The following is a 23,976-nucleotide window of genomic DNA, read 5'->3' as shown; positions in this document are numbered from 1 at the left end:
AAGGATTTAGATGTCATCTTACGTGCAACGATTAAGTATCCTGATGCTGGCGGCCTGGCTGGTGGCTTGTAACAGCAGCATGCCGCCAAGGCAAACGCCACCATCAGTACCGCCCGCAACAAAGCCCATGCCATCAGAGCGCCCGGCAACGCCTGGCACCACGATGACGACCCCACCCAACAGTTACCCGGCGGGGGGCGGACCTAAAGTCATTAATATAGACCCTAAACCGGAAACCACCGGCAACCCCACTGACGGGATAGACCCTAACACCCCGCTAGAAACCACTGTCACCCCTAAACTGGAGCCGATTGTCAAAGGGACTACCAAGCCTTACATCGTCAACGGTGAAACGGTAACGCCCATGTCCGAGATCAATACGCCATTTACACAGACGGGCCATGCTTCCTGGTACGGTAAAAAGTTTCATGGCCGCAAAACAGCCAGCGGTGAGCCGTATGACATGTTTAAATTAACAGCTGCACACAGAACCCTCCCGATTCCATGTTATGTGCGCATCACAAACCTAAGCAATGGCAAAACCATCATGGCACGTGTCAATGACCGTGGCCCTTTTGGTCGCGACCGCATCATTGATCTTTCTTATGCCGCTGCCAAACAGCTGGATATCATCCGCCATGGCTCGGCCCAGGTACAGGTGACATTGATAGATCCATCACAGCCATTAGACACCCCCGTGACCACCGCGCAACCGAGTGCAGAAACACAAACATCTAGCAAAGAAGTTGTGCAGGTCACCCGCACTGTCACATCGGCAAAACCCGCTTCTGCACTGGAGACGAATGGAATATATGTACAGGTAGGAGCCTTTGGCCAGGAAGAGAATGCTGACCGCCTGCAACAACGTATCTTCAGCGTCTTGCCTGAAACACAATCCCTGCTCAACAAAGTGTATAATGGAAAAGTGTTCCAGATCGTGCTGGGGCCCTATCCAGATCACGCATTGGCGGCACAGGCCGCGAGCCAGATGCGTGACCAACTGCAGTTACCTGCGCTAATTTTTTCCCGGTAACTTTTTCTCGTTAAAGTATTTTTTCTCGTTAAATGATGACCATGTGGCGTTCTTTTATTGCTTTTCTACTTTCTATTCCTTTAATGACTGTGGCGGCTGAAGCCATCACTGGCAATGTGCCCACCCCAACGTTGGCTGCCAAAGCATTTGTATTACGCGACGCCAACACTGGTAGCTTGCTGGCAGCCAGCAACCCGGATATGCCGGTGGAGCCTGCCTCATTGACCAAGGTGATGACGGCTTACCTCACCTTTGAAGCAGTGAAGCAAAAGCGCCTGGCACTGACGCAAACCTTGCCGGTGAGCCAGAAAGCCTGGAAAGTCGAAGGTTCCAAGATGTTTATCGACACCACCATGACTGTCACGGTGGATGAGTTGCTGCATGGCCTGATTATCCAGTCAGGCAATGATGCTGCCATTACGCTGGCAGAAGGCATTGCCGGTAGTGAAGAGCTGTTTGCCACGCTCATGAACAAAAAGGCCATTGCCTTGGGCATGAAAAACAGCCACTTTGTCAATTCTACTGGTTTGCCCGATCCCACCCATACGACGACAGCACGTGACTTGTCCATCTTGGCCAACGCCTTGATCCGTGACTTCCCTCAGGACTATGCACGCCTGTATTCACAAAAATCTTATACCTATAACAAGATTACGCAACCTAACCGTAACCGCCTGCTGTTTCTTGACCCTACGGTGGATGGCATGAAAACCGGTCATACCGAGTCAGCGGGTTACTGCCTGATTTCCTCGGCAAAACGGAACGACTTCCGCTTGATTTCTGTGGTCCTCGGCACCACTTCAGATAATGTACGTGCAGCTGAAAGCCAGAAGCTGCTGAATTTTGGTTTCCAGTTTTACGAATCCAAGCTGATTTATGCAGCCAACAAACCCATTACCCGCCAGAAAGTCTGGAAAGGTACTGAAAGCGAAATAGATTTGACCGTGGCCAAGCCGGTATATTTAACCTTGCCACAAGGCGAGTATGACAATATGAAGGCAAATATACGCATCACCAAACCGCTGGAGGCACCGTTAACCGCACATCAAAAAGTCGGTTCTGTCGATTTCAGCCTGGGAGGCAAAGTCGTGCATAGCGTACCGTTGGTGACTGTACATGCGGTAGAAGCCAGCAATATCTTCTCGCGCATGATAGACCAGGTCCGACTGTATTTGCAGTAATCATCACCAAAGGTAGCTAACCATGACCAAGCTCGAGCCATTGCCAGATGTAGAAGAAACCTTGATTGAGTTTCCGACCAATTTCCCGATCAAGGTCATGGGCGAAACACATGATGATTTTGCAAGCGAAATCACTCGCACGATCCAGGCGCATTGGCCCGAGTTCGATACACACCTGATCGAAATCCGTGGCAGCAGCAATGGTAAATACCTGAGCCTGACCTGCCTGGTATACGTGACTTCAAAACCGCAACTAGACGATATTTATCGTAGCCTGACCTCTCACCCCATGGTCAAGGTTGTGCTTTAACCCCCCTTTGCTTTACATGCCTGCCCTGGAAATCCGCCAGCTGGGTCTGACTGATTATGCTGCGACTTTAGCTGAAATGCAGGCCTTCACCGCGCAGCGTGGCCCGGAGACGCCTGACCAGCTTTGGATCACCGAGCATCCACCCGTGTATACGCTGGGCCTTAACCGGCGCGGCGTACGCTTGCCTCAAAACAACATTCCGCTCGTGAATGTAGACCGCGGCGGCAAAATCACTTACCACGGCCCCGGCCAGCTCATTATTTATTGCCTCATTGATCTGGCACGCAGCCACTTGAATGTCAGGCAACTTGTCTCCATCTTGGAAGACAGCCTGATAGCGTTTCTGGCAGCGCATGGCATATCTGCCGAAGCCCGCGCAGACGCCCCTGGTGTTTACGTGAATGGCAAAAAAATCGCTTCGCTGGGATTACGCCTGAAAAACCAGTGCTGCTATCATGGCCTGAGCTTGAACATTGAGATGGACTTACAGCCGTTTGCCGAGATTGACCCTTGCGGTTATGCTGGCATGCAAATGACACAAACCCGGGATTTGAACATACCGCTGAACATGACTGAAATTGCAGCGGAACTCTCCCAACGATTGAAAGAGAAACTGGCGCATGTCAGATAATTCGACCCCAGAGCATCCTGCGAACGCGCGCCCGGCGAAAAAAATAGCAGGCGTCAAAGAAATTGATGCCGCCAAGACCTCGCGCATCCCGATCAAGATCGTGCCGCAACCCATGCTGCGCAAACCGGAATGGATACGCATGAAGGTGCCGGATTCGGCCCGCTTCCAGGAAATCAAACACGTGCTGCGCGACAACAACCTGCACACCGTATGTGAAGAAGCCAGTTGCCCCAATATTGGCGAATGCTTTAGCGGCGGCACGGCCACCTTCATGATTCTTGGCGATATTTGTACGCGTCGCTGCCCATTCTGCGACGTGGCGCATGGAAAACCGCTGCCGCCAGACCCAAAAGAGCCTGAAAACCTAGCCCGCACCATTGCGCAGATGAAGTTGCGTTATGTGGTCGTGACTTCGGTCGACCGTGACGACTTGCCCGACGGCGGCGCCCAGCATTTTGTCGACTGTATCCGTGCCATCCGCCAACAATCGCCCGATATCAAGATCGAAATTCTGGTGCCGGATTTTCGTGGTCGCCTGGACATTTCGCTCAAAATATTGCGTGAAGCGCCGCCGGATGTCATGAACCATAACCTGGAAACCGTGCCCCGCTTGTATAAGCAGGCGCGCCCTGGCTCGGATTACCAGCACTCTCTTGACCTGCTCAAGCAATTCAGCGAAATGTATCCGGATGTCCCCACCAAATCTGGCCTCATGCTGGGCTTGGGTGAGACCGACGAGGAAATACTGGAAGTCATGCGTGATTTGCGCGCCCATGGCGTGAGCATGCTGACATTGGGTCAATACCTGCAACCCAGCGTGCATCATTTACCGGTGTTGCGTTACGTGACCCCGGATACGTTTGCCTGGTTTAAACAGCAAGCGGATGCCATGGGCTTTGACAACGCTGCCAGCGGCCCCATGGTCCGCAGTAGCTACCATGCCGATCAACAGGCACATGCCGTCATTGAGCAAGCCTCCACTGAAAGTACGCTGGCCTGACCAGCCTGATAAAAAAGATGACAGGAGCAATCATGGTTCCCCATTTAACCACCGCACTTAACGGCCCGTTGGTCACGTTGGAAAAGCGCATCCTGCAAGCCATGCCGGATATCGAGCACTGGTTCCGTACGCAATGGCAAGAAGTCGCGGCGCCTTTTTATGCCAGTGTGGACCTGCGCAACTCTGGTTTTAAATTAGCCCCGGTAGATACCAATCTGTTCCCCGGTGGGTTTAATAACTTGAACCCGGAATTTTTGAGCTTATCCGTACAGGCCGCGCAGGTCGCGGTTGAAAAAATCTGTCCTGATGCACGCAGATTATTACTGATCCCGGAAAACCATACCCGCAACACCTATTACCTGCGTAATGTGGTCGAGCTCTGCAATATACTCAAGGCGGCAGGTATGGAAGTCCGCGTAGGCAGCCTTTCGCCTGAGATCACCGAAGTCACCAGGCTGGAAACGCATGACGGCCTGCCCTTGATCCTTGAACCTTTGGTGCGTGTAAAAAACCGCTTGCAACTCAAAGCGGCCTCATTTGAAGGCGTGGATTACCCAGCGTTTGATAGCTGCGCCATCCTGCTGAATAATGACTTGTCCGGCGGCATTCCTGACATGTTGCAAAATCTGGAGCAGACGCTGATTCCACCTTTACACGCAGGCTGGTTTACGCGCCGTAAATCACAACACTTTACGGCTTACGACAAAGTGGTGGACGGGTTTTCCAAATTGCTGGATATCGACCCCTGGTTACTAAACCCGTATTTTGATACGGCCAGCGGCATCGATTTCCACAATAGAGTGGGGGAAGATGTGCTGGCAGACAAAGTCGATGCCATCCTCAAAAAAATCCAGGCCAAATATGACGAATACGGCATCACACATCAGCCGTTTGCCATCGTCAAAGCGGATGCCGGTACTTATGGCATGGGTATCATGAGTGTGAAATCTGCCGACGAAGTACGCGACCTCAACCGCAAAACCCGCAACAAAATGTCGGTGATCAAAGAAGGTATGGAAGTGTCCGAGGTTATGATCCAGGAAGGCGTCTATACCTTTGAAACGATCAATGATGCTGTGGCCGAACCAGTGGTTTACATGATGGATCACTTTGTCGTTGGCGGTTTTTACCGCGTGCATACCAGTCGTGGCATTGATGAAAACCTCAATGCGCCTGGCATGCATTTTGTGCCATTGGCGTTTGAAAAGCCCTGCACCCTGCCCGACTGTGCCGGTGCGCCTGATGCGCCGCCAAACCGCTTTTATGCCTATGGTGTGGTTGCCCGCCTGGCACTGCTGGCCGCTGGCATGGAATTGCAGGAAAATGATCCATCAAATGCTTAAGTATTCCCGGGACGCATGATGAAACTGCTGTTTATCCTTGATCCGCTAGCGTCACTTAAAGCCTATAAAGACACCAGTCTTGCCATCATGCGCATTGCCCAAGCGCGCGGCCATGACTTGTGGGTATGTGAACAACATGACTGGCAGTTGCAGCACGAAGTGGTCACTGTTGATGCGCAGACCTTTATCTTTCATGTGGATGGCAGCTGGAAAGTCAGCGACAAAACCACGCTGGCCCCGACAGATTTTGACGCGGTGCTGATGCGCAAAGACCCGCCGTTTGATAACGAATACTTATACAGTACCTATCTGCTCGAACTGGCACAACAGCAAGGCGCACGCATCATCAACGACCCGGCGTCTATCCGCGGCTGGAATGAAAAATTGTCGGTTGCCCGGTTTCCGCAATTTGCGCCTCCCTTTATCGTCACCAGCCAGCAAGACAAGATTTTGGCGTTTCTGGCTGAGCACGGTGATATTATCGTTAAACCTCTGGATGGCATGGGCGGCAGTGGTATTTTCCGCTTACGCAAAGAGGATCCCAATATTTATGCCATCCTCGAAACACTGACGCAGTTTCAAACACAAACCATCATGGTCCAGCGTTATATTCCGGATATCGTCAAAGGCGACAAACGAATCTTAGTCATCAACGGTGAACCTTTGCCTTATGCGCTTGCGCGTATCCCTAAAACAGGCGAAACCCGTGGCAACCTCGCGGCGGGTGGCAAAGGCGTGGCACAACCATTGAGCGCACGTGACAAAGAGATTGCCCTTACTGTCGGCAAAGTATTGAAACAGCACGGCCTGTTTTTAGTTGGGCTGGACGTGATTGGTGACTACCTGACTGAAGTCAACGTAACCAGTCCGACTGGGATGGTGGAGATTGCGGCGCAATCGAAAGACTGGAATCTCGCATGTGATCCTGCTGCCATAATGATTGAAGCATTAGAGGTAGATATAAAACTTAAGTTTTAACTAGAAACTACCACCACTTCCCGAAAAATAAACTTGAGACTTATAAGCCTCCATCAATTTTAACTGTGGGAAAAAGCGTTCTGCGAGTTTTATAAAGCGTTGTAAAAGCCAACCAATTTCGGAATCCGCAGTAGTTGCAGCAAGAAGCAATTCTGGTTGATAGCGTACTATGCTACCAAGGATAAATATTGCGACATAATAATATGAAGCTCTCGTCAAACGTGACGTATGTTTACTTTTGCGAAACCCATACCATGTTGCGTGGTTTTGCAATGTTAATCCTGGAAAAAGTACACTTTCCAAGAGTTTTGCAATTGCAGAATAATCATTTGGACGATGTTCCTCCTTGATTAAGAGCACATTAGTTTCTTCTGCAGTACATATTTGAGCCAACTCAGGAAAATCTTTCTGCCAGTCTGTTGCAAATTCATTTGGATAATTTAATAGGTGTAATTGAATCGGGCCATTGACTATTGCTCTTACTGAAATAGCTTGTACGTGTCCTCTAGTAACATCAAACAATTGATAGTCGTATGCCATCTCAATAATGAAACCAAGTGCATCAGAGAGAGAAATTTGTGACTCATTTGTCCAAGAGATCCCCTGTGCATCTAAATAATCTGTAAATGTGCCTTTTGTCAGTTGTACACAAGAACTTAGCAACTCTTCTCCTGCTAAAAACTTTAGCCCATGCGCTGACTTTGGAATGACTTCAGGCCCTAATGCCATCATGGCACGAGTTAGATTTAGAAAAGAGTAATATAGTGGTAGCGGTGCTGTGAGTAGACTACCGCTTTTGGCGGCAGATCGAAATTCAAGCGCTTGTCTAACTCTAACCTTAGCGTAAGCTATATGCTCGTCCCACGAAATATTTTTTTTCTCAGGTTCAAAATTTCTAGCGATAAAAGAAGTTCCAAATCGACCTATGTGATTCCAAACTTCCTCTAACGGCTCCTCAGAAGTCAGAAGGTATTTCTCATCTTGAAAGGAACCTATGTGATGTATTTTTAAGGGTGTCATCCAAGCGATCTCATATTCATCAATGATTAAAATTTAACCTAGTTAAGAAGGGTTTACCAGTATTTGATTTTTGCGGTTTAAGACTTAAATATCAAAAATGCGATTTAAATCATTCACAAGGGAGTAGTATTTCATGCGTGTGTTGGTGCTGGGTTCGGGTGTCATTGGGGTCACGAGTGCTTATTACCTGGCATTAAAAGGCTTTTCTGTCACCGTCATTGATCGCCAGCCTGGCGTCGGCCTTGAAACCAGTTTCGCCAATGCGGGCCAGATTTCGCCCGGATATTCGGCACCATGGGCCGGGCCCGATGTTCCGCTCAAAGCCCTCAAATGGCTGTTTCAACACCATGCACCGCTGTCTATACAGCCTGATTTCAGCCTGTGGCAATTGCAGTGGATCGCACAATTTTTGCGTAACTGCTCCTTAGAACGTTACACCCTCAATAAATCCCGCATGGTACGCCTGGCCGAATATAGCCGTGACTGCCTGCGTGAACTACGCGCTAGCACGGGTATTCAGTACGAACAGCGCAGCCGCGGCACATTGCAAGTGTTTCGTACCCAGAAGCAGCTGGATGCCGAAATCAAGGATATCGCTGTCCTTAGTCGTATGGGCGTACCTTTCCAGCATATAGACCCCGACGGTTGCGCGCGCATAGAACCAGCCCTGGCCTCCGTTAAAGAGCAATTACTGGGTGGGTTGCACTTGCCTGATGATGAAACCGGTGACTGCCAGCTTTTTACGACGCGGCTGGCAGCAGAAGCAAAAAAACTCGGCGTGCAATTCATGCAAAATACCACTATCCGGCAACTGCTTATACAACAGAACCGGCTACTTGGGATTGAAGTTCAAACCGCGCATGAAAATATCGAAACCCTGGCTGCTGATCATTATGTGGTTGCATTGGGCAGTTATTCCCGCCAGCTGATGCAGGCACTGGGATTAAGCTTGCCCGTTTATCCTGTCAAAGGCTACTCGCTCACCGTGCCCATCATCAATAGCGATGCCGCCCCTGTCTCTACAGTCATGGATGAAACCTATAAAGTCGCCATCACCCGCTTTGACCAGCGCATCCGCGTTGGTGGCATGGCAGAACTGGCGGGCTTTGATTTAAGCCTTAATCCTCGTCGTCGTAAAACACTGGAAATGGTATTCAATGGAGTATTCCCCAATGCGGGCGATGTCTCGCAAGCCCAATTCTGGACTGGCCTGCGTCCGATGACGCCAGATGGTACGCCTATTATCGGGCAAGCAATTGCGAGATGGCCAAACGTATGGCTCAATACCGGGCATGGTACCTTGGGTTGGACCATGGCATGTGGCTCCGGCCAAGTATTGGCTGATTTGATGGCGCAGGATAAACCAGCCATCGAGACTCACGACCTGCAATTTTCCCGCTTTGTTTAAGCGCATTGATTCAAACAACGGTGCCATGCTCGTCATATTTCTCTATTGAGTAAACTTACTCAGCAGAGAAATCAGCAGTTCTATTACATCAACACAAACTCTCTGGGTGTCGGCAATGGCGGAACTTCCTTTTCACCCAATGCTTCTCTGAGGTCGATTTCAATCACATCCGTCAGTGCATTGATTGGCAGGGCATTGGCACCCAGTGAAAAAGGTTCTTCCAGCTCGTTGCCCAGGGCGTCCAGACCAAACAAGGTATACGCGGCCAGTGCTGTGATAAACGGTGTGGCCCAGCCGAGCGTGTTGGCAAAGCAGAATGGCAGCAGAAAGCAGAAGGTATATGCCGTTCTATGTAGCAGCAATGTGTAGCCAAACGGGATCGGCGTATTCTGGATACGCTCGCAGGATGCTTGTGCTTGTGCCAGTTTTTGTAGCTGTTCATCCAGCATTTGAAACTGGATGACATCGATTTTCGCTTCACGAAACGCATTGACAAGCAGCGCCTGCATAGCACGCAAAATCATTTCCGGCGGGTTACGGCTAGCATTCACAGCCTGCAACAGCTTTTCTGGCAACATCGCTTCAAGGACATGTCGAGAACTGGCAGGCCGCAATTGCATCAGTAAAGCATGTGCGTAGGCAATGCAATATTGGAGCAGACTTTTGCGGACGGGGCTGGCCTCGCCTTGTTGAGCGTCGAGCACCACACTCAAGCGGCTTAAATTTCTGCAAGTAAGCACAAACTCACCCCAAATTTTCCTCGCCTCCCACCAGCGTTCGTAACAGGCATTGTTGCGAAAGGCGAGGAAGATAGACAAGGTAATGCCCAATAACGCAAAGGGTCCGCCATCAAATTTGGGCAACCAGTCTGGCCTAAAGGTATATATGGAAACTACGGCGGCAGACAATATCGCCACAAAGGCCAGCAAAGGCATGATCCTGAGGACGATAGATCCTTTGATGATAAAAAACAATTCAAACAGATTTGGTCTGGGCCTGACGATCAAGGAATTCTCCTCCCTGGCGAACTATAGTGACAATGATATACTCGATAGTTTGTAGTCTATCTGCCAGTCGTTTGTATGCATGTCAGAAAAAGACGTGTGAAAAGGCTGGTTTAGCTTTATTTACGCAGCATATGGAAGAAACATCATGTTGAAGTGGAAAGATATTCTCAAACTGAGCCGCGATGGCAACCTTGAACCGGATCACAAGGTACAAAAATCTGTACGCGCCTGGCGGGAAATCCTGGATGACGAAGTGTTCGCGGTCACGCGCCTTAGCGCAACCGAGCGTCCGTTTTCTTCGGAAATGTGTGGTGCATTTACGCCAGGCCGCTATGCCTGTGTTTGTTGTGATCAGGTATTATTCGATTCTGGGCAAAAGTTTGAATCTTCTTCTGGCTGGCCGTCTTTTGATCAACCGCTGACACCTAATGCGATTTCTTATTTTTCCGATGAAAGTCATGGCATGCAGCGCATAGAAGTAAAATGCAACGTTTGCGATGCGCATTTGGGCCACGTGTTTCCGGATGGCAAAACTGAGAGCGGCTTGCGTTATTGTATTAATGGCAAGGCGATTGAATTTCTGGCCAATTAGGGCGTAAAAAGCGCGGACTGTGATGACACAGCCGCGCTAGGCTCAGTTTTTAATGCGCTAGTTTTTTAGTGAGCGAGTCTTCTACCAAAGCTGACTGCATAAGCCGTTGGTCTTGCCAGCAAGATGGGGTCCTTGCTCGGCGCAATGCCGTCGGTCAGTTGCAGCGGGTTAAACATGATAGGCTTTTCTGCAGCCTTGCTATCCGCCACCGCTTTATTCAAGGTAAGCGTTCCCAGCTCTACAGTTTTACGGCTGTCTGGCCAAACCACAGTCGCGTTATTCACTTCATCCCCGCTGTCTGCCAACTGTAATACCAGTTTGTATTGCACGCCCTGCCCTTTTACACGTTCAACAATATCATTCATCAGGTAATCCGGCGCCGCTTTTTCTGTGGCTTCCTTGCTTAAATACTGTGCACCAGCCACTGGGATAATCTGGTAACGCCCGAATATGTTTTTACCCGAAGAATTGGTAAACTCAAACGCATTGACACCAAAGAATGGCTGTGTGGCCAGGCTCACTGGTGCAGGTTTTGGCGTAGTCACAAATTTAAGCGCAGCCGGGTGCGAACCCAAAAACTGCTCTACCGGGCTAGGCTTGGCCGTACTGCCTTGAGAATCACGCACAGCATTTAACAAGCCCAGGAAATCTTCAGGCGTTGCAGCTGGAAACCCATTGACTGAAATACTCACGATATCTGTGGACGTGCCGTCGGGTAACTGAAAGCGGATGGCGATGCCTTTGGGGAATGCATTGCCATCGGCGTCTGGAATATTTGGTACGCCGGTAGCATCAGAAAAGCGTACCAGCACCGGCGTCGCTTTTTGAAAATGGGCAGCCTTGCTAATCCCTGCTGCCTGGGCGGTCGGCGTAAATGACCCTTCTACCATCACACCTTTGGCATGATTGGCACGGAAGCCGGCATGTGGCCCACCTGACAGCGTGGTTAATGTATCCACCAGTTGCTCGGTGACCGGCTTGTCATCCGCCAGCACGGGCTGAGTGGCGGTAAGTGCTGTGGCAAATAATACGCTGGCTATTACTTTTGTTTTCATGTTATTCCCTTTCACGGTTAAAAGTATTCCCTGGTTGATAATGCAAAATTAAATCGTACACTACTTAAATGTCAAAAAAATGAAACCCCTATTTTTTGAGCCGGGGCTAGGCCACATGCTGAATCAAATGATTACGCAAATCATTGAGGCGCTCACGCAAGGCTGAAAGCTCTTCCAGCGAACAGCCCATGGCGCAAAACATTTCATCCATAATGCCAGCCGCCTGCTGGCGCAGCTGTCGCCCTTCGTCTGTCAGGCAAATAATCACTTGCCGCTCATCCTGACTGGAACGCACCCGCTGCACAAACCCTGCTGACTCCAGACGTTTTAATAATGGCGTCAAGGTGGCAGAATCCAGAAACAGCTGCTCACCAATCTCACTGACTGTGCGCTGATCACCTTCCCACAACACCAGCATGACCAGATACTGTGAATAAGTGAGATCCAGTTTTTTTAACAATGGCCGATAAACCTTGTTAATGGCAAGCGAAAGTGAATAGACAGAAAAGCACAACTGCTCTTGCAATACGGGTGTTTTGCTGTTCTTAAACTCACTCATGGCCTCATTATAAATAGCACGCTATTTAATAGCAACAAATTTATAAATTATTTTCGAAAAAACTCGATCACATAATGCACAATGAAGTTTGCTCTTTGATGCATGCGTATTTGGCTCATGTTCATTCTCCTTTTGAATATGTAGCCATCATAAATCTGCTGACTCAGCAAATAAAGTTGAATGTTTTTATCATCTCCATCAATGAAATTAATTGATTCACCAAAACAAAAAACCTCACGCTATGGTGAGGCTTTAGCGACGCGTGCTATATATGATTAGATATTGTCGAGCTTGAAAGGATCGGATGGCTGCGGGTCAGCCTCCAGCGGATTGATCGCAAAAGACAAATCATCACCGATATCGATCTCAATTTCGTTCTGGCCTTCCCAGCGCTGCAGCCAGATAGAGAAATCTTTTTCTGGCATGGGTTTACCAATAAAATAACCCTGGCCCTCGTTACATCCTAACCTGGCTAACTGGTTCAGCACGTACTCATTTTCTATCCCCTCGGCCACCACCATCAAACCGAGGTTATGTGCCAGGTCTATGGTGGATTTTACGATGCTGGCATCGCCACTATTCTTGTCCATAAACATGACGAATGAGCGGTCAATTTTAAGCTCTTGTACTGGCAACTGGCGCAAATAGGCCAGCGATGAATAACCGGTACCAAAATCGTCAATGGCCAGGTGTAATCCCATGGCCGCCAGTTTTTTCACGACCAGTTCAGCGCGTTCAGGGTCCTGCATCAGGCTACCCTCGGTGATTTCGAGTTTGAGCGCTTTTGGTTCCAGTCCATGGGATGATAACAAGTGTGTAATCTGCGCCGGTAATTCCATATTATTCAGATCACGCGTAGACAGATTCACCGCTAGCGAAAGTCGCAGGCCCTGCTTTTGGAAGTCAGCCAATACCTGGCAGGCGCGCAATAACATCCAGTTGGTAATATCGCTGATTACCCCCGTTTGTTCTGCGAACGGGATAAACTGGTCGGGGAAAATCATGCCTTTTTCCGGATGTACCCAGCGGATAAGCGCCTCCCCGCCCACCGCCCGACGCGTGGTGATATCAATCTTGGGCTGGATATATAACAGTAGCTGGTCATGTTGTATGGCCTGCTTCAAATCCGAAATCAGGGTCAGGGTTTCCGACTGGTCAATTTCCAGTGCGGTGTTGTAGACGATCCACGGTGACTTCTTGGCACGGGATTCCTGCAAAGCCGTTTCTGCATGATTGAGCAACGCCTCTTCATCCATGCCATGATCGGGGTACAAAGCAATGCCGATGCCTGTGCGGACATCAATCGCCTGCCCCTGGACGCTGACCGGTTGTTCAAATACCTGCTGGATTTTGTCTGCATAGCGCGTGGCTTTGGCCTGGTCAGTCTGCTGCAACAGGACGGCAAATTCGTCGGCATCTAGCCGTGCCACCATATCCTTTTCGCTGAGGACATGTTGCTTCAATACCTGCCCGACATGGCGCAGCAAGTCATCGCCAAAATCTCGGCCCAGTGTCTGGTTAATCGGTTTGAACCGATGAATATTGATGACGATGACACTCAACTTTTGCTGGCTATCGGCATGTGTGGAAATTGCCTGGTGAACACCCTGGTTAAACGCCAGCCGGTTATACAGGCCGGTGAGCTCATCATTAAATGCCAGGCGCTGGATACGTAACGAGCGTTGCAAAACAGCCTCGCGCATGCCGTTCATGGCCTTCGCCAGATAACCGACTTCGTCCGTGCTGCTGACCTGAATTTCGGTTTCATAATCGCCCATGGCAATTTTATCGGCATCCTTGACCAATTCGGCAATCGGTTCAGTGGTCTTGCGTGACACATACCAGATCAATACCGCAAAAATGCCCACCCCAATCAAAGTGAGTACTAACATCACCTTAAACAAGATATTCAGATCCTGGGTAAAAGGTGCCACCGACCCTTGCAAGACAACCAATAGCGCTTCATCGGGCGTTTCATGCAGCGCCCTTATTTTCAGATGATAGGTTTCATCGTTCAAATCGACGCTGTGCAAGGTGAGACGTTGACGATAAAGGTCGGCCACCGTTTTCAGCAGCAAATTTGACAAGGCTTTGTCTGCGGTGCTACTCACCAATTGCCAATTCTTGACATTCGTTTTTTGCACAAAGGTTACATCCAGGTGCGTGAGTTGCTTGATCTGGCTGGCAAGCTGGCTATCGACAGCAAAACCCATCACAATCCAGCCTATGGTTTCTGGCGCTTTCACAGGTACCGTGATCAGCTGATAAGGCTTGTCATCCACAATATCAAATTGGAGTGTCCCTGCATTTGATTGAATAATCGCCTGCCTGGCATCAAGGGACTTCAGTATGGCTTTAGCATCCGAGGTCCCCACAACCAGGTTTTCATCATTGCTGATGTAAAACGCGATTTGCGCACGTATGCGGCCCTGATAACTTTCGAGTGCCGACTCTATGGTTTCGGCATCATTGGTGGCCACCGCCTCCCGGAAAGCAAAATCTGCCGCCAGTACCTGGGTGGCCTGTTTCAGACTTTGTGTATTGTGTTGTAGCAAGCTCACAAACACGCGCTGGCCGACATCAATCTGATCTTCGGCCAGTGTATTTGCATGTTTGACCAGGGCATATTTAAGTGGAATAAGCCCTGCCAATTGAATAGCCACGACCACCGTCAGAAAAGTGAAAGCGATGCGCGAGCGAATATGTTTGAACTTGATCATGCAGTGTAATTGTTATGGGATGGGGATCTTGACCTCGGTCACCCCTTCTATGGTTATCTTTTGTTCTGCGGCTGGTTTGTTCTGGCCTGGCAACCAGGCCTGGTAAGTGTACTGCCCGTCATTTAACTTGAGGATAGCCTTGCCTTTGTCATCCGTTTTGGCAAAAAATGGCGTATCCACAACATAGATATACCCTACCATAGAATCGTGAATGTTGCATCCCAAGGTCACCACACCGGCCTGATCAAACGGCACCGGATTGGTCGGCACACCAGAATAGAGTTTCAATTCAAACTTTTTGGCGGGTGAAAATGAATAGACATGATGCCGGACTGAATCTTCATTCGGGAAATTGATGCTGGTCCCAGTCTGCACTACTGTGACCTTCGGGTTAAACATTTTGTTTTTTTGAATGATTTTCCCGGCTGCATTCGGATTCACCGCCGGGGTTTTACTGTCATAAAAAGCAACCACCGCATCGGTGACAGGTTTGCCACCCGCATCCGTCACCATCACGGTGACATCGGCGGCCATGATGCCATGGCTTGTGAGCGCCAATAACAGGGCGACCAAACACCGTCGTTGAAGAGTTGTCCATGCCATCGAAATTCCTTTACCAACGATTAATCCGTCACAATATCTCGCTTCATGGGCGCTAATATTTTTAACAATTCGTTTTTCTCTCTGGTGCCTACCCCATTCACATCCAGCCGTTCACGCAATACATCAACCATCAACTCAAACTCAGCGGTGGTGATATGCAAGTCCGCATGTGATTTATGCATGGTTTCGCCTTCGTAAACACAATCACCACCGGTTTTCACACACAGGAAATTGGTCAGGCTTTCTTTCAGGGTCTTCATTTTGACCCCTTCAAACGAACGGCTGGTTTTGGGGTCCTTGCTGACAATATCCAGTGTCTGGTTAGAGATCCTGGTCAGCATGGGCAAACCACCGATACGCTGGTACAAACTGGCTTCCGGCTTAGGCTGCATCATGCATCCCAGGCAAAATAGCGGGATAACCATCATGGTATTAAAACGCATTACATACTCCATTTTTGGGGTCGACTATCACATATTACGATATTGGCTATTTATATAACCATCAATGAAACTGGTTATTTACCCTCTGCTTACACAATTGTTCTTATCGCGCAAATGAAATAATACGATAACAAACTTGGAGCAGAATACTGATGCACTCACTCACATCCCTTTTTCCCCGTGTCATGGCCACATTGACCATGCTTACCACACCTATGTTGGCACACGCTGGTGACAGGCTGTTAGCCACGGGCGGCGTCACGCAAATTGAAGGCTCGGCAGGCGGCGGCTTAATGCCTTGGGCAGTCATCAGCGGGTACGGCACTGATAAACAAATTGGCGGTTCGCTGTTTTATACGCATGCAGAAACCAGAGGCGACTTTAAACTCAACACGACGGGTGTTGCTCTAGGGTTATTCAACCGCGTGGAAGTTAGCGCCAGCCAGGCACGCTTTGGCTTGGGCGACACCGTCCCTGGCGAACATATCCGCCTGAATACATTAGGTGTGAAGTTACGTGTATTGGGGGATGCGATCTACGAACAGGACAGTTGGCTGCCACAAGTCTCCATCGGTGCACAATATAAATATAACGAAGACTTCGATTTTGTGCCTAAGGCACTGGGTGCCAAAGACCGTAGTGGCGTCGACTATTATGTGGCTACCAGCAAGCTGTTTTTAGGGGCGATCAATGGCTATAACCTGTTGTTGAATGCTAACTTGCATGCCACCAAGGCCAACCAGTTTGGGCTGTTGGGATTTGGGGGGGACAAGCGTGACAGCTACCGTGTATATCCGGCGGTATCTGCTGCCGTCATGCTGTCTGACAATTGGCTGGTGGGTAGTGAGTTACGCTACAAACCGGATAACTTGTCCGTGTACGAAGAAAATAATGCTCACGATATTTTCATGACCTGGTTTCCACACCGCAATGTCTCGGTGACCGGCGCTTATATCGACCTTGGCAGAATTGCTAACAAGGATAACCAGACAGGCTGGTATTTGTCAGGGCAGATCAATTACTGATCAGGCCAGACGACGAGCTGAGTCCACAAGAGGCTTGTAATGCTTTGTCCAGTTGCTTGAATTCTCCACCATTGCCGGTGGCAAATGCATACGGGTTAGTCAACAGGTAGCGGTTATATTTGACCTGGCGGGCGGAGTATTTCTCTGCCAGTCCCTGGCTGTAACATGCACATGCTTTTTTACTATCATCAGCCCGGAATTGTTGCTGGCAACTGGTTTGGACCGACTCTAATTCTGCCTGGGCCCATGGCAACTGCGCTTCTTGTCGACTGTTGGTTCTTGCCTGCGTCAACATGGCATACATCAGTTCAACACTGGCCCGTAACTTTCCTAAAGGCGCAGTTTGCAAAACCTCCGGGTGCAGCGGCTGCAATGTCGCCTGATCCACGGTAAACTCTGCCTCCACATTGGTTTGCTCGGGAATCTGGTAGCCTTGCGCCGCCAGCATGATCTGTTTAGCCGGTTCAGCCTGCAACAAAGCCCGTGCTTCGGCGATATCCCTTTCAGGCAAGGTCAATTGCCAGCGCACCTGGCAAGTATCAGAGGCTTTAGCAGTCATGTGGCCTTGAATCAGCTGATCAGACACGGCATCGGCAAATGCCGGTGGGATACGCTGTAGCAGATATTGCATTTCCTTGTCTGCCAGTGCTTGTAAAGAGGGTTGATCCAGGCATGCCCACAACGGTGAGCAAGCAAGGAATAAGATGCCGCCGAGGTAGGTATTTAGCCCAAACATGCATGAGGATGTCTTCATAGTCGCCCGCGAAATAATAATCCTGCCTTTTGAGCAACGCCTGACAAAAAAGTTTTCTGCTGAAGCCAGGTCATCACTGACAAATGAACCCGGCAAATAAAACAGACAAATGAAAACGGGCGCCTGGGCGCCCGTTCATGTCATTAAGAACAAATTATTTGTTCATAACGTACATAGTTACTTCGAAGCCGAAACGCATTTCGGTAGCAGCTGGTTTAGTCCACATAGTCATTTCTCCTTTTTCCTTAGATTCGTTTTAGCGGTTGCTATCAACGTGTATCTATATTAAAACTGCCCGGCTTACTTGTCGTGATTAAACTGCGCAACTTGCATTCATGATTTTCATGAGTGTGGCCTGATGCATGCTTTAACCAAAGCGACTTTTGATATGGCGCAAAAGATTACGCATGGCTTTGCGGCCTATCGTACGCTTCAGCCACACCTTCAAGTCATACAGATAAAACGGCCACAGGAATTGCCAGCCTAAGCGGCGACCAGTCATCCCGAGATATATCTGCAAGAATTGCTTGCGGCCATCCCAATGCAGTTTATGCAGCGCCCGCGTTAGATCAGCCAGGCGCTTGTTAATCAGGGTAGCAGTCGCTGTCGCTTGCAGACGTGCAGTATCGATCAGCACAAAGTGCAGATTGTCTCCTTGATGCTGCACCAGAATATTCCCACCAGAAAAATCACGGAAATAAATCCCTGAGTTATGCATATGCAAACAGAAACGGGCAAACGCATGGTACAAGGTGTCCGCCGCAATGCCTTCAAATTCGCTTGCACCTTGTTTAAACGCCAAAAAGGCTTTTGAAATAGCAAACTCATGCGGCACATAAGCCGAGATATAAAAATTGCCGCGCAAGGTAGTATCGTTGGCATGCTCAAAATATGCCAGCGGCATGGCAGTTCCCACGCCACGGCGCAGCAATTCCATGGCCCCATTCCAGCTGCGTTTGGCCTTGCTCGGCTTATGCCTGTCGAGCCAGGTTTTATGCCAGTACATGCGTACTGGCTTTTTGACGGTGATTTGTTGAGTCTCGTCACGTGGATCCGGTAATGGCCAGATCGCATTACGCGCATGGCGCAAAGCCTCTGACTTGGTTGGGGGTAACAGGGTCTCCGGGTGCCAGGCTTGCCACATCTGCTGCGCTTGCGCGGCACTCTCTGCCAGGATCATGCCGCGCCAGTCCCCTTCTTCTATAGGGAAATACTGCTGTCCTGCAATGTGTGCATGAATGATGGTTCCGCTTAACTTTGGCCGTGTTGTACGCAAGACGATCTGTTCAGGCTGTTGCCATACCAGGTAAAGGGGTGACTCAGTCAGCATCTGCACATCTTGTACAGGTTCGCCATCGCGGTTGAATAGATGCGCCTGTTGCAAACTGTGTGGCGAATAAACCTGGTCTAGCAAGCTGCATTGGCCATTGATGGTCCAGGCAATATGCACCGCTTGGCCCCGCTGTTGCAAATGATGAATTTCCAGGCCATTGCCCGTACTCACTGGCGCCAAATATCGTGCCCCATTCAGCCAGTGACTCACCGTTTTAAAAGCTGAAAAACTGGGGTTTCTCTGATAGTTGGCACATTCACCATCCGCAGACTTGTAATAGGCCACCCTTTCCAATGCCGGATACTCACTATCCTTGAGGCCATCATCAATCAGGCCTTCACGTTGGCAGATAAATGCGCCCCAGTTAGCATGGCGCAATGCACCTGAAGCCGCCAGCAAAGTGAAATAACGCCCCACATAATCCGCCTGCTTTTGCGCACCGTCGGGTAAACAACGTTTAATCCGGTAAATAGCCCAAAATGCGACAGGAGACACCAGCGCAGGTACGCCCATATCGTCACCTATTTTTTGTAGCAGCTTGGCTTTTTTAATCAGGTTGAACTTGAGGATACGTGTCCATTTGTACTTGAAAATGCGGAAATCGGATAACTCTGGCTCAATCACCCGCTCTACAAACAGATTATTACTATGCATATCCGGTAAACGGCGCTCATTACCCAATGTATTCAGCAGGCTGATGTTATAAAGCGGCTCAAAATCCTGGATATTCGGTCCGACCACAACGATCTGGTATTGCCTGGCGAGATCATACGCAATCTGCCAGGCAGCCATAAAGCCTGGCATATCATACCCGGCCCACTTTTTACGGTTAACGGTATTGCCAATTTCAAGCGCGGCAATCTTGCCCGCATACGCCTGGCATAGCTCTTCAATAAATTGCTTCCACTCCGCCTGCGCCTGGCTGCTGCGCATGTTCTTAGCCGCTTCATAAGGCTGCACGGCATGCAGCGTCACCGAAAACCCGGCTGAGAGCAAATTGCATAAAAAACGTTCCTGGAAAGGTCTTGCCTCGTCATTGCTGATATCCAGACGTACACGCTTGACCTCGAGGGTCTGTAGTTGCTCCAACACGTAATGATCGGTCGCCGGATCTGAATTGCTGGCCACGCACAGGCCGGTAAAGTCTTCAGGAATCACATGATTAAGCGCTGGCAAATGACTGTTTTTGAGCCACAGTCGACCAGACAGTATATATTTCAGGCCATCTAACATGACCTGACGCGTGAGCATGGAGGGTTGTTTCTTCTTCAAAACCACCCCTACTCCGGCAAGCGGTAACGCTGCTCTTTGTACAACAGCGCCGGTAACAGGCTGTTTGCCAGGGCACGTTCAGCCAGGGCGGCACCATCGGCTGGTGCAGCTGTATTTTGTAACTTCTTGCTGGCAAGGTCGTAATGGCCAAAAGCCGGAGGCTTGCCTTCACGTAATACCACCACTTCATTGTCAGCGGCATCGCGCCCAAGCTGCTGCATCCAGCCGAAGTTATAGTTGTACTGCATCATGGCGCGGCCACGATAGTCATCACTCACGTTAGACAAATCATGTCCGGTCATCGGGTGCTGTGTTTCTATGCCCATTAATGACAATACCGTCACCGGCAGGTCGATCTGGCTGGCAATCGCATCCACCGTTTTGGGCTGTACCGCACCACCCAGAATGAGCGCCGGAATATGGAAATGCTCAATGGGCACCAGGGAATCACCACGGACACGGATATCATGATCAGCCACGATTAAAAAGACCGTGTCATTCCAGTAAGGACTCGCCTTGGCTTTTTTGATAAATTCACCGATTGCATAGTCGGCATATTTCACCGCATTGTTGTCAGTCGCCTTGGGTTGTTCATAGAGCTCGATACGCCCATCGGGGAACTCAAACGGCGCATGATTAGACGAGCTGAACGCCAAGGTAAAAAATGGCTTGCCGCTCGCATGGTGCGCCATGAGCTGGTCATGGGTTTTATTGAGCAAGTCCTCATCAGAGGCGCCCCAGCTGGCGACAAAAACCGGGTTCTTGAAGTCTGGCTGGTCTGTAATCTGCTGGAAACCGTTGCCCATGAAAAAGCTGCGCATATTGTCAAAATGGGATTCACCGCCATAAATAAACTCGGTTAAATAGCCACGTTTGGACAACAATGCCGCCAGCGTAAAGAAGTTTTTCTGGCTTAAATCCAGCTTGACCGTACTGTCGGCAGGGGTAGGCTGGAACCCGGTCACCACGGCCTCAATGCCACGCACAGAGCGCGTCCCCGTGGCATACAAATGGGTAAACCAGATGCCTTCGTCTTTGAGTTTTTCAAGATTCGGCGTCACTGGTTTTCCGCCCAGTGACTCGACAAATCCTGCGCCCAGACTTTCTTGCAGCAGGATCACCAGATTCAGTGGTTTATCACGTTTAACGGACGGCACCAGTGTGGTCAGGGTGGGAATATCACCCTCATGGGCACCGGTTAAGGCAAAAATTTTCTCGCGTGGCAGCTTGCCATAAATCGCGCTGGACTTCGCTTCATGCTGCAAGCTGTAAGCGGCGTAGAACACCGAATAAGCGGAATTCAGGATCAAGCTGTTGACCATGCTGTCTTGAGTAATGGCAAACAAGGCGGGATTGGCAGGGCGATGTGTAAGCGTGGAGCGGATGCCAAATACCGTCAACACCAGAATCAGCGGCCATATCAGCCACACGGCCGGGCTCGCCCATTTCGCCTCTGCATGCCGCCAGGGCTTAAGTAGTTTAGCCACCAGTACAAATGCAATCACGGTCATCAGCAGGCCAAACAACAGCTCCAGCTTGAAGCCTTGCCACAACATGCCAAACACCTCATGCGGATACTTGAGGTATTCGACAAAAATGCGGTTGGGCCGCACATCATATTCAAGAATAAATCCAGGGGTAGCCGCTTCGAGGAACACCAGCAACACCAGTGAAAGCAATACCCACCAGAAGGTGAAACTGCGCCAGATATTGAAAAACTTGCGTGTTGCGAGAATTGGGGACAGCAAGACAGGGATAAGTGCCAGCAACCCCAGCTGGATCACATCTACACGTATACCTTGCAGCAAAATCTGACTCAACTCGCCTGTGGCCAGTACGCGCTCCCATTTCCATACCACCAACCCCAGGCGTGTCAGTGACAGAAAGACGAGACCACTGATGAACATCACGATCAGCGGTGCATAAGGCCCAAACCAGTGGGCTAAACGCCACAATTTAGAAGTAGAACGCGGCTTGCCGAAGTAACTTGATTGCATGTTTGCTTAATCAGATGGAGTCAAGCCTCACATTATAACGGTTATTGCAGATTGTGATTGCAAAGCACGCTGTCACCATGCGCTTCTAGTTAAGGCGCTTTCTTGCGCAAATCAAGATAGACAGATGATAACAAACCAACCGGGATCACAAAGCCGACCAGTAAGGGCACTATATCGATCAGCATATCCGCAATACCCGTCTGGCTGGTGAACAAACTCCAGGCTTTTGCCACTAAAGGCAGGACCGTGAATAACAAGGTGGGAATAAGAAACCAGATCGTACTCGTGGCACCACGTTTGGCCAGGCGGGCGCAAACGTAAGAAACCACAGCCACAATCACAGCGGCCCCTGCCCCCCATACGGCACCTGCAATAAGTGTGATCCAGGTACCTACCTGATACAGAAGCAAGCAGATAATGGCAGCCAAAATCATTTTCCGGTGGATGGCAAGTGACATAGGAACGCTCTTTTTATCAGGAATACATCAGACTACTTTTGATCCTAAAGGTGCTGGATGAGACATGGCAGATGTTTAAAATCACATCTTGTGGATATCAGCTGAGTCTCATCAGCATAAAACGGGACTGCAAAAGCAATCCCTAAGATCGAACAAAACGTAAACATGCTTAAACCATTAATGGGTCGTCGCTGGTGGCGCCGCTTCGTATTCCGTTGGCTGCACAGGATTGCCTTGAGTGGTCCCGGCTTTTTCATCTTTGTTTCTCAGTACTTTGTTTTTCTGTTTTTTAAATGGCCGATCCGCGGAGTCCATCTCAATCCGCTGGCGTTGGTTTTTGACCTGCGGGCTGTTCTCATTACCAAGGTTACTAGCATCATGAGGAACACCATCCTGGCTCCCGCTAATGGGCCCCTTGTCTGTACGACTTTGCTGCCTATCCACTTGAGGACTTTTAGAAGTGCCTAACGTTGCCGCGTCATCTTTGCTTTCAGCCGCAGAGATAGTCGTGGTCGAAACAATAAAAACCAATATTGTCATCAGTAGTTTATTCATGGTTGCATCCTTAAATAAAAACAAAGTATGTTGATTTATTTAATAATGCCTATGAAAATCACCCTATCAGAACTGCGCTGATTTTTATGTAGGAAGCGACTGCCAGGCCACTGTCTCGCATTCGCCGACCATTCCCAAAACGCTCAGCGGGCTTGCGGCAATTCAATTCATCACTGACCAATTGAGTAACGATTGTAAATCCTGGTAGATGGGCATCTCAGGGTTCACATCCAGTATTCCTCTATCGATCAGCATGACTGCGCGCTGGCAACCATCCTTTTTATTTCCGCGGCCTATCCAGTCGACAATCGTGCCTTCCGCTTCTTTGCGCACGATGGTTGAATATTCTTTGAGCACGGCATCCCTGGCAACATTGCCCCCAGATGCAAACGCAGCCTCCATTTTCTTTGCCACGTATTTGGTCGAAGCATCGTAGTATTTCGCATTGCGCTCCTGCCAGATATGCACATACTCTCGTGGTGTCTCCAGTCGACCAAGCACACCCAGGCACTCAATGCCGATGCGGCCCACCACAAAATTGGCTGCGCCCATAAAGGCCGAAGCAACGTTTCTGGATTCTGACTCTAAATCCGCACTTTCCTGCGCCCGTGCCTCATTCAATAACAGACTGATTAACATGACAGCCAAAAAAGTTTTTTTCATAACGTTTGCTTTAATAAGTGGTTAAACCAACACACC

The 23,976-nt window shown here is 49.6% G+C and carries 24 protein-coding genes; 10 read left to right on the top strand and 14 right to left on the bottom strand.

The genetic code is table 11. The features are described 5' to 3' along the window. The first annotated feature begins 10 nt into the window (after window positions 1-10). The 7 genes from ACJ67_RS00555 to gshB all read left to right on the top strand — a co-directional run bounded on the left by ACJ67_RS00555 (window position 11) and on the right by gshB (window position 6,476). The gene (locus ACJ67_RS00555) at window positions 11-1,033 is read left to right on the top strand and encodes a septal ring lytic transglycosylase RlpA family protein (RefSeq protein ID WP_049637453.1); all 1,023 of its coding nucleotides are present in this window, start codon (window positions 11-13) and stop codon (window positions 1,031-1,033) included. 83 nt (window positions 1,034-1,116) lie between these two features. Next, entirely contained in the window at window positions 1,117-2,214 is a 1,098-nt protein-coding gene (locus ACJ67_RS00550; RefSeq protein WP_049637452.1) for a D-alanyl-D-alanine carboxypeptidase family protein, read from the top strand. A 22-nt stretch (window positions 2,215-2,236) separates the two neighbouring features. Continuing rightward, on the top strand, window positions 2,237-2,524 hold the full coding sequence (locus tag ACJ67_RS00545; RefSeq protein ID WP_049637451.1) for a YbeD family protein: 288 nt from the start codon (window positions 2,237-2,239) through the stop codon (window positions 2,522-2,524). A gap of 16 nt (window positions 2,525-2,540) precedes the next feature. Then, complete coding sequence (gene lipB / locus ACJ67_RS00540; protein WP_049637450.1) at window positions 2,541-3,155, top strand: lipoyl(octanoyl) transferase LipB; 615 nt, start codon at window positions 2,541-2,543, stop codon at window positions 3,153-3,155. Then, complete coding sequence (gene lipA, locus ACJ67_RS00535) at window positions 3,145-4,155, top strand: lipoyl synthase (protein WP_049637449.1); 1,011 nt, start codon at window positions 3,145-3,147, stop codon at window positions 4,153-4,155. Before lipB ends, lipA begins: the two co-directional genes overlap by 11 nt. A gap of 32 nt (window positions 4,156-4,187) precedes the next feature. Next, window positions 4,188-5,498 (top strand): glutamate--cysteine ligase, encoded by a 1,311-nt coding sequence (gshA, locus tag ACJ67_RS00530; protein ID WP_049637448.1) that lies wholly within the window; start codon window positions 4,188-4,190, stop codon window positions 5,496-5,498. Between the two features lie 18 nt (window positions 5,499-5,516). Next, on the top strand, window positions 5,517-6,476 hold the full coding sequence (gene gshB, locus ACJ67_RS00525) for a glutathione synthase (RefSeq protein WP_197080679.1): 960 nt from the start codon (window positions 5,517-5,519) through the stop codon (window positions 6,474-6,476). Here the strand turns inward: gshB and ACJ67_RS00520 are convergent, their stop codons facing one another. Continuing rightward, window positions 6,477-7,496 (bottom strand): YaaC family protein, encoded by a 1,020-nt coding sequence (locus ACJ67_RS00520; protein WP_049637446.1) that lies wholly within the window; start codon window positions 7,494-7,496, stop codon window positions 6,477-6,479. It lies immediately after the preceding gene. A 133-nt stretch (window positions 7,497-7,629) separates the two neighbouring features. Here ACJ67_RS00520 and ACJ67_RS00515 point away from each other — a divergent pair, with 133 nt between their 5' ends. Beyond that, the gene (locus ACJ67_RS00515) at window positions 7,630-8,904 is read left to right on the top strand and encodes a D-amino acid dehydrogenase (protein WP_049637445.1); all 1,275 of its coding nucleotides are present in this window, start codon (window positions 7,630-7,632) and stop codon (window positions 8,902-8,904) included. A gap of 83 nt (window positions 8,905-8,987) precedes the next feature. On the opposite strand, the gene ACJ67_RS00510 is transcribed toward ACJ67_RS00515, so the two are convergent. Further along, on the bottom strand, window positions 8,988-9,911 hold the full coding sequence (locus ACJ67_RS00510) for a bestrophin family protein (RefSeq protein WP_049637444.1): 924 nt from the start codon (window positions 9,909-9,911) through the stop codon (window positions 8,988-8,990). Between the two features lie 145 nt (window positions 9,912-10,056). Between ACJ67_RS00510 and msrB the strand changes: the two genes are divergently transcribed. Continuing rightward, the gene (gene msrB, locus ACJ67_RS00505) at window positions 10,057-10,503 is read left to right on the top strand and encodes a peptide-methionine (R)-S-oxide reductase MsrB (RefSeq protein WP_049637443.1); all 447 of its coding nucleotides are present in this window, start codon (window positions 10,057-10,059) and stop codon (window positions 10,501-10,503) included. Between the two features lie 65 nt (window positions 10,504-10,568). Here msrB and ACJ67_RS00500 read toward each other — a convergent pair whose 3' ends face one another. From ACJ67_RS00500 to ACJ67_RS00480, 5 genes are all read right to left on the bottom strand, one after another. Beyond that, window positions 10,569-11,558, bottom strand: a complete 990-nt coding sequence (locus ACJ67_RS00500) for a catalase family peroxidase (RefSeq protein ID WP_049637442.1) — start codon at window positions 11,556-11,558, stop codon at window positions 10,569-10,571. Between the two features lie 106 nt (window positions 11,559-11,664). Beyond that, on the bottom strand, window positions 11,665-12,117 hold the full coding sequence (locus ACJ67_RS00495; RefSeq protein WP_049637441.1) for a MarR family winged helix-turn-helix transcriptional regulator: 453 nt from the start codon (window positions 12,115-12,117) through the stop codon (window positions 11,665-11,667). 275 nt (window positions 12,118-12,392) lie between these two features. Continuing rightward, window positions 12,393-14,837: an EAL domain-containing protein gene (locus ACJ67_RS00490; RefSeq protein WP_049637440.1), complete on the bottom strand. Its 2,445-nt coding sequence runs from the start codon at window positions 14,835-14,837 to the stop codon at window positions 12,393-12,395. Between the two features lie 12 nt (window positions 14,838-14,849). Next, window positions 14,850-15,440: a methylamine utilization protein gene (locus tag ACJ67_RS00485; RefSeq protein ID WP_049637439.1), complete on the bottom strand. Its 591-nt coding sequence runs from the start codon at window positions 15,438-15,440 to the stop codon at window positions 14,850-14,852. Between the two features lie 20 nt (window positions 15,441-15,460). Next, complete coding sequence (locus ACJ67_RS00480) at window positions 15,461-15,883, bottom strand: group 1 truncated hemoglobin (protein WP_049637438.1); 423 nt, start codon at window positions 15,881-15,883, stop codon at window positions 15,461-15,463. Between the two features lie 185 nt (window positions 15,884-16,068). On the opposite strand from ACJ67_RS00480, the gene ACJ67_RS00475 reads away from it, so the two are divergent. After that, a complete protein-coding gene (locus ACJ67_RS00475) occupies window positions 16,069-16,908 on the top strand; it encodes a DUF3034 family protein (RefSeq protein ID WP_049637437.1) in 840 nt (279 codons plus the stop codon). On the opposite strand, the gene ACJ67_RS00470 is transcribed toward ACJ67_RS00475, so the two are convergent. The 7 genes from ACJ67_RS00470 to ACJ67_RS00445 form a co-directional block, all read right to left on the bottom strand. Further along, window positions 16,898-17,662 (bottom strand): hypothetical protein, encoded by a 765-nt coding sequence (locus tag ACJ67_RS00470; protein ID WP_156171612.1) that lies wholly within the window; start codon window positions 17,660-17,662, stop codon window positions 16,898-16,900. The genes ACJ67_RS00475 and ACJ67_RS00470 overlap by 11 nt on opposite strands. 154 nt (window positions 17,663-17,816) lie before the next feature. Beyond that, window positions 17,817-17,888, bottom strand: a complete 72-nt coding sequence (pqqA, locus tag ACJ67_RS14545) for a pyrroloquinoline quinone precursor peptide PqqA (RefSeq protein ID WP_081624291.1) — start codon at window positions 17,886-17,888, stop codon at window positions 17,817-17,819. Window positions 17,889-18,029: 141 nt separating this feature from the next. Beyond that, window positions 18,030-20,267, bottom strand: coding sequence for a lipopolysaccharide kinase InaA family protein (locus ACJ67_RS00465; protein ID WP_369799095.1), 2,238 nt, complete (start codon window positions 20,265-20,267; stop codon window positions 18,030-18,032). An 8-nt stretch (window positions 20,268-20,275) separates the two neighbouring features. Further along, complete coding sequence (locus ACJ67_RS00460; protein WP_049637434.1) at window positions 20,276-22,264, bottom strand: LTA synthase family protein; 1,989 nt, start codon at window positions 22,262-22,264, stop codon at window positions 20,276-20,278. Window positions 22,265-22,353: 89 nt separating this feature from the next. Next, complete coding sequence (locus ACJ67_RS00455; protein WP_049637433.1) at window positions 22,354-22,722, bottom strand: hypothetical protein; 369 nt, start codon at window positions 22,720-22,722, stop codon at window positions 22,354-22,356. A gap of 177 nt (window positions 22,723-22,899) precedes the next feature. Continuing rightward, a complete protein-coding gene (locus ACJ67_RS00450; RefSeq protein ID WP_049637432.1) occupies window positions 22,900-23,277 on the bottom strand; it encodes a hypothetical protein in 378 nt (125 codons plus the stop codon). Between the two features lie 162 nt (window positions 23,278-23,439). Next, window positions 23,440-23,940, bottom strand: coding sequence for a hypothetical protein (locus ACJ67_RS00445; protein ID WP_049637431.1), 501 nt, complete (start codon window positions 23,938-23,940; stop codon window positions 23,440-23,442). Window positions 23,941-23,976: the final 36 nt, after the last annotated feature.

The organism is Methylophilus sp. TWE2, from assembly GCF_001183865.1.
In the GTDB taxonomy this organism is placed as follows: Bacteria; Pseudomonadota; Gammaproteobacteria; order Burkholderiales; family Methylophilaceae; genus Methylophilus.
This window is presented reverse-complemented; position numbering and strand designations above follow the sequence as displayed.